This is a genomic window from Janthinobacterium longum, assembly GCF_051380735.1.
In the GTDB taxonomy this organism is placed as follows: domain Bacteria; phylum Pseudomonadota; class Gammaproteobacteria; order Burkholderiales; family Burkholderiaceae_D; genus Janthinobacterium.
This window is the reverse complement of record NZ_JBNYXQ010000012.1, coordinates 109,684-116,001: the sequence shown is the minus strand read 5'-3', so window position 1 is coordinate 116,001 and position 6,318 is coordinate 109,684. Positions and strand designations below refer to the sequence as shown.

The following is a 6,318-nucleotide window of genomic DNA, read 5'->3' as shown; positions in this document are numbered from 1 at the left end:
TAGGTCAGCGGCAAGTAAAAAGGCAGTAGAGTCCATAACTGCCCGAAAGTTAACATTATTTGCCGCTGTTTACAATCTGTCTTGAATCGAAAGGCTTAACTTAACGGCATTAGGGTCTGACCCCAGCCCTCCGCGGCGTCACCTCCAGCATCCCCCCGCCAGATACGTTACCATCTGCATATCCCCTTCTTAGTTTCCACCATGTTCCACCACCTGCGCGAAGACATCAACAGCATCATCGAACGTGACCCGGCTGCCCGCAACGGCTGGGAGGTGCTGACCTGTTATGCGGGCCTGCACGCCATCGTCATGCATGGCTGGGCGCACTGGTGCTGGCTGCACCGCATGAAGTGGCTGGGGCGCTTTATTTCCTATCTCGCGCGCATTATCACCGGCATCGAAATCCATCCTGGCGCCGTGATCGGCCGCCGTGTGTTTATCGACCATGGCTTTGGCGTGGTGATCGGCGAGACGGCGGTGGTCGGTGACGACTGCACCATCTACCAGGGCGTAACCTTGGGCGGCACCTCGCTGCACACCGGAAGCAAGCGCCATCCCACCCTGGAGCGTGGCGTGATCGTCGGCGCCGGCGCTCAGGTGCTGGGCAGCTTCACGGTCGGCGCCTACGCCAAAGTCGGCTCGAACGCGGTGCTGCTGAAGCCCGTGCCGTCCGGCGCCACGGCAGTCGGCAACCCCGCGCATATCGTGCAGAAAGACCTCAATACCCTGCGCGAAGGCAGCACCGCCCATCTGTTTGCTGCGTACGGCGTCACGCCGAACGGCGATGATCCGCTGTCGAAAGCGCTGCAGGGCCTGATCACGCACGCGGTGGCGCAGGAGCAGCGCATCGAAACCATTCTCGCCACCCTGAAGCGGGCCGGCATTTGCTGCCAGGGCGTGCCCGAATGTGATAAATTGGACTCGGAACAGATGAACAAGCTGGTGGACTAGTGAAAGAGGATGAGGCATGAGTACTGAGGCAAGCGCAGCAAGCAACGATAATCCCAACCTGCTCGACCCGTTCGAGATCCGCGTACTGGCCGTGCTGGCCGAAAAAGAAGCACTGACGCCAGACAGCTATCCGCTCTCGCTCAACGCCCTGACCAACGGCTGCAACCAGCTTTCCAGCCGCGACCCGGTGATGGCCCTGTCCGAAGAAACCGTCTACGACGTGCTGCAGCGTCTGATGCAGCGCAAGTTCGTCAACGGCATCACCCAGGCAGGCGCGCGCGTCGCCAAGTACGAACACCGCATGCGCATCAAATGGTCGCTGGAACAGGACAAGCTGGCCATCCTGGCGATCCTGATGCTGCGCGGCCTGCAGACGGCTGGCGAAATCCGCAGCCGCAGCGGCCGTGTACATGAGTTCAAATCGCTGGCCGAGGTGGAATCGGGCCTGCAGTTCCTGATCGACAAATACCCGCCACTGGTGGCCAAGCTGGCCGTCGCCCCTGGCGCAAAAGAGCCGCGCTACGGCCATCTGCTCGGTGGTGCCGAAGCACTGGCGCAAATTGAAACGGCCGCAGGCTACGCCGGCGCCGTCAGCGCGCCCCAGCAGGGCAGCAGGGTAGCCCTGCTGGAACAGGAAGTGCTGCAGCTGCGCAGCGATTTTGATGGCCTGGCGGCGCAGTTCGAGGCATTCAGAAAACAGTTTGAATAATCTTTGCCCATCCGCATGAACACACCACCAGACGACACCGCGTCCGCCGCCGAGTGGCAGGCATTCGAGGCTGTCCATCAGTTTGAAGACAGTGTATTCAGGCTGGCCAGCGCCTCACTGACGCTGCTGGCTGAATCAGAGTTCAAGGGACAGGTATTCTCGGCGTTTGCCTTCAATGCCGTATCGTTTCCGACTCTCTCGCTCAGCTTCGACACTCGCCCCGACAACAAGGAGCTGGAATACTATCCACCGGACTGGTCGAACGAATGCATGGAAGTCGATGTGCCAGCCATCGGCCAGCTGTGGGAGCAGGGCTACGGCAAGATCGCGGAGGCACTGGACGAACTGATGGCCCGCGTCGACGACGACGCACTCGACGCCATCGATGCAGCATATATGCACAGCCTCAGAAAAGTACTGGTGCGGCTGGAAACAAGCGGGGCCTTTGCCGGTATCAGGACCACCGGGCGCTTCTGGACCCTGGTGACGCAGGTCGACGCCGATACCGATGAAGAAGAGCGCCTGCTGGGAGAGGTGCGGCTGGCGGCTACGGGCACGGCTCAGTTCGGCGGGTAATTTGCCGGATCGATCGCCGGCGTACCGTGGTGCGCAAACACATCGCCGCCGTTCGGATGCTTCTGCGTGCGGCGCTTTTCCTCCGATGGCGGGCTGACCAGCACGATGGAGGCCTCATCAAGGTTGCGCAGGTTGACCGCCGCGCTGACGCCGCCATCGCGGTAGCTGCCCATCACGCCGATTGCTATCTGCACGAACCAGGTCGCCGCGCCCGTATTGCCCAGGCGCTGGTCGGTATCGATCCATTGTGCGGGATTGCCGCTGTCAAGTTCCGTGCCGCCATCTTCCGCATGCTTCATCAAGGTCTTGTGCAGCGTGATTAACTGTTGCGTGTTGCCGCCGGTGGCCGCCACCAGGCGTGCCGGCGCTGCTGGCCGTTCTGTCTCGGGCAGGCTGCGCAGCGCTTCCTGCCAAGCCGCTTGCAAGGCGCGTTCGCGGTGGTCGCGGCGCGTCATGGGTTTGCCGTCCGCATCGACCATTTTGACGAAGGTGGGGCGGTGGATAAAGCCCAGCGTGGGCAAGCGGTCCAGCTGCGCCAGTTGCTCCTTGTTGAAGGGCACGGGAAACCACGGCGTCGGTTGCCAGTCCTTTGGCGGATGATAGTTGTGGCCATGCAGCTTTTCGAGCATGCTGAAGCTGCCGGTGCCACGGATATCGGTGCGGCGGGCAAACTGGGCGGCGACGGGTAACCATTCTTCTATTGTCGGTTGACGCATGGTGAAGGCGTCCCGGTTCTCTTTCTTGTCGGGATGAGGCACGCTGGTCATCAGTTTGTCATAAGCCAGATACAGCCGCCGTGCCACGCCGAAGTTATTGAGGGTGTCAACGCTGGCTTCAGGTGGTGCGTCGTCAAAGGCAAACTTGCGTACCGCATCAATACGCTCGCGCCGGGCTAACACGAAGAGGGCAGAGGCATCGGGCATTTCGGGGATGTAGTGACCATTTTTAACGAGCGATGGTGCGTCATCAGGGCGGTATAAGTCACGTGTCGGAGTATTGTCCACCGAGTTGAGCACGATGTACGGCACGTCGGGGTTAGCGTCGAAAAATGCAAATACATCTTCCAGAATGCGGTCAGGGTGCTCGCTCAAGCGGCGCGGACCGGCAGCAAACAGATGCCAATGCAGGCCGGACGACGAATAGCCACCAGCAAGGCCAATGGCAGGTGAGTCTGGGCTGTCCAACATTCTGCTGTTGTAAATGGGTGGCTCGGCGTTAAACACAGGCATACCGAAATACATGGGCAAGTATTTTGCTCCATTTTCCAGCGTATCTCCACTACGGCCGCCAGAGATGCCAGCGCGCTCCATTTCGTCCCATGGATATTTTTCTTTGTCTTGCTCACGAATGCTGGCATGGGCGTTATCCTTCTGAAGTGCTTCCCACAGCTTGCCTTGGCGATACTTATCCAGCGTCACGCCCATCCCGATTACTTCCAGCACATATTCGCGCCGGGACTGCTCGGTGACCGGTGCAGCTTGCGTGATTGGCTTGGCCGCTGGAATGGCCCTAGGGTGATTTAACCAGCGCGAACCGAGCAGGCTTGCGGCGATGATGGGCGGTACAAGCAAAAGTGTATGAAGGTATTTCCCCACCTGACTGGTCATCGTGTTCTCCTGTAGAGCATGGGCTGAGATGGCAAGATTTTCACTTTGGAATATCGTTGATGGCCCGACGGCTGAAGGATGGGAAGGTCGATTCGGTGCGTTGGCCATTGAGTGTCTCGCAGACAACGGTCGAGGGAAGTCCAGCTTGCAGGCCTGGCAACCATGCCGGTAACGCTCCATTGCTGTAGTAGTTGGCGTTGCCTTCAATGATTAGTTTGCGCTGCATGGGCTCCGCGTTCCAATAAATTGAAAATGTGTTCAGGAAATCATCCCATCTGAGAATGGATGGCCGTACCGGGTTACGTAAATCCTTCTGCAAACGCCAATCCGCCACCGCGCACAAATACCGGTAAAACCTCGGATCACTGCTCGCCTTGCCGCCACCGATGGCCACGTCATACGCCGTCACATGGCGATGATTTTCTGCATTGCCGATAATGGCGCCGTGAAAGGACTTGGGGCTGACCTCATGCTGCCAGCGCCTGCGCGCCTCGTTCGGTGTTTCTTCGCGCAGCACATACAGCAGGTCGCCGTCGCCCGGATGGCGGCTGACGCGTATCAGCTTGCACTGCTCATCCACTTGCTTGTTCAGGTTCCATGCTGTTTGCACCTGTTGGTGAGGGCCGGAGCCGAAAAGGCCATGGCCTTCGCCAGGGATACGGCCCGGCACGGGGCGCGGATCAGGTGCTATCTCCTGCCGGCGGTCGCGCAAGCCATCGCTGCTGGTAATGGCGATGGCCGCATCGATCGGGTCGACTTCTTCGCACGGGCCCTGCTTGTCAGGCGGCAGCGTGGCCTGGCTTGATGTGGCGGGAAACTGGCCCGTGATGATTTCGCCGCCATCGAGTACGGCCGCCCTGGGCACGCGCAGTGCTTCACCGTTGATGGTGCGCAGCCCGGCGCGCCGTCGTGCTTCGGTCGAGAGGATATTCCACTTGTGCGGCTTGACGGGTGGCCACGGTGCCTCGTCGTGCCTGGCGCGATGGCCACGGTTGGTGCCGGCCACATGCGCGTGGTCGTCCTCGCCATCGAGGCGCAGGGCGAAATCGTGCGGCGGCAGGCCGACCAGCACAGGGCCGATGCTTTTTTTTGCCGGATCGAGCCGCCGCTTGCTGGTGAAAACACGCTGGTAGAATCCCGCACCCAGCTCGCGCAAGGGCTGGCGCTGCTGGTGCTCTTTGTCCCAAAAGGTGGGGGCGTCACCCCGAATGCTCCTTTGCCTTGTTCCTTGTGTCGTCGACAGCCCGTGGCCATCCAGGTAATCGGGCACGCCCTGCCAGCCTATGCCCTGCATATTGTCCAGCGCGACCGTCATGTCTTCCGGGCAGAAATACAGATACACCTTGCCGCGGTTGTCGCGGTCCGCCTCGGCCTTCCATGTTGCGCCTGTCATGCCGTGGCACAGCACGTGATCCTCGATCTGGCCAAAGGCCGGTGTCGTGTGCTTGCGAGCAACCACCGCCTGCACGATCTGCACCAAGGTCTGCAAGCGCGCATGGAAGGTCTGGCGGTCGTTGATGGCGTCATACTGGCCTGCCATCGCTGCGTCAACTCCGCCGCCAAAGATGCGGCTCAGTTCTATGGTACCGAAAAACATGCTGGTGTCTTCCACCAGGCTGTAGGGCGGATGCGTGAGGATCAGGGTGTCGGCCGGCCGCTTGCCCTCGTCCAGCAAAAAAGCTTGCGCCAGCAGCGAGATCAGGCAACCCTGGCTATGCGCGACTATCGATACCACTTCGTTGCTGTCGTAGTCTCGTATCATGGAGACCAGGGCTGCCAGGCGCTTTGCGGCCAGTATCATGTACATGCGGCCAGGTGCCGTCATCAAAGGCCGTACCGGGTCGCCACCCATGTCGACCGGCGAATACAGGCCCTTGTTCCACATGTCTGGCAGGGTATTGGTGGCGTTGCCGAAGGGGCCGCCATTTTTCGACATGTCCTTGTCGAGCCGGTTGCCGTGGCGGTCCGTGTTCTGGCCGTTGACCACCTTGCTCGCATTGCTGCGCTCCCGGTAGCCCCAATAAAATGGGATGACCGGGCTATGAGTGGTGTCGACCAGCCGGCGCTTGAAGAAAACCGCGTCGGGGTCCGGTTCGACCGTGTCCTTGTCGGCTGGCTGCGGTAGCCGGTAGGTAGCGGGGCGCAATAGAGCGGATCGACCCTCTCGCTTGCCATACAGGCGCTCGTCGAGTCCCTCGCACAGGCCTGTTTCGACGGCGGCAAAGCTGGTGCCGACATCATTGACGCCGTGGATCACGATCACATTGCCGGGCAGCTCGCGCCGCAGGCGCACACGGGCGAGCTGGTCCGGTGCACGGTCGCATTGCAGCAAGGCCGACCCGCGCGCCACCACATAGGGGATCTTCGGATATGACATCGCCGCTCCTGATGTTTCCATGCTGCTGGGAAATACAGTGTAGGGCCATGGCGCATCGCTGCTACCGGCAGATCGGTACTTGTTTGAGGTGGACCAAC

The 6,318-nt window shown here is 60.7% G+C and carries 5 protein-coding genes; 3 read left to right on the top strand and 2 right to left on the bottom strand.

The window, feature by feature from the left end; all coding sequences use genetic code 11:
* Positions 1-201: 201 nt before the first annotated feature.
* From cysE to ACQ4WM_RS22785, 3 genes are read left to right on the top strand one after another with little or no spacing between them, the layout of a single operon-like run.
* Complete coding sequence (gene cysE / locus ACQ4WM_RS22795; protein ID WP_436548937.1) at positions 202-951, top strand: serine O-acetyltransferase; 750 nt, start codon at positions 202-204, stop codon at positions 949-951.
* Between the two features lie 16 nt (positions 952-967).
* Complete coding sequence (locus ACQ4WM_RS22790; RefSeq protein ID WP_436548936.1) at positions 968-1,660, top strand: YceH family protein; 693 nt, start codon at positions 968-970, stop codon at positions 1,658-1,660.
* A 15-nt stretch (positions 1,661-1,675) separates the two neighbouring features.
* Positions 1,676-2,236: a hypothetical protein gene (locus tag ACQ4WM_RS22785; RefSeq protein ID WP_436548935.1), complete on the top strand. Its 561-nt coding sequence runs from the start codon at positions 1,676-1,678 to the stop codon at positions 2,234-2,236.
* Here ACQ4WM_RS22785 and ACQ4WM_RS22780 read toward each other — a convergent pair.
* Both ACQ4WM_RS22780 and ACQ4WM_RS22775 read right to left on the bottom strand, forming a co-directional pair.
* Positions 2,221-3,843, bottom strand: coding sequence for a type VI lipase adapter Tla3 domain-containing protein (locus ACQ4WM_RS22780; protein WP_436548934.1), 1,623 nt, complete (start codon positions 3,841-3,843; stop codon positions 2,221-2,223). The two genes, ACQ4WM_RS22785 and ACQ4WM_RS22780, sit on opposite strands and share 16 nt — an antisense overlap.
* A 40-nt stretch (positions 3,844-3,883) precedes the next feature.
* Positions 3,884-6,220: a T6SS effector phospholipase Tle3 domain-containing protein gene (locus tag ACQ4WM_RS22775; RefSeq protein WP_436548933.1), complete on the bottom strand. Its 2,337-nt coding sequence runs from the start codon at positions 6,218-6,220 to the stop codon at positions 3,884-3,886.
* Positions 6,221-6,318: the final 98 nt, after the last annotated feature.

Bases quoted from the DNA above. Each gene is read 5' to 3' on its own strand.
- cysE (WP_436548937.1), top strand. From the start codon at position 202: ATGTTCCACCACCTGCGCGAAGACATCAACAGCATCATCGAACGTGAC.
- ACQ4WM_RS22790 (WP_436548936.1), top strand. From the start codon at position 968: ATGAGTACTGAGGCAAGCGCAGCAAGCAACGATAATCCCAACCTGCTC.
- ACQ4WM_RS22785 (WP_436548935.1), top strand. From the start codon at position 1,676: ATGAACACACCACCAGACGACACCGCGTCCGCCGCCGAGTGGCAGGCA.
- ACQ4WM_RS22780 (WP_436548934.1), bottom strand. From the start codon at position 3,843: ATGACCAGTCAGGTGGGGAAATACCTTCATACACTTTTGCTTGTACCG.
- ACQ4WM_RS22775 (WP_436548933.1), bottom strand. From the start codon at position 6,220: ATGTCATATCCGAAGATCCCCTATGTGGTGGCGCGCGGGTCGGCCTTG.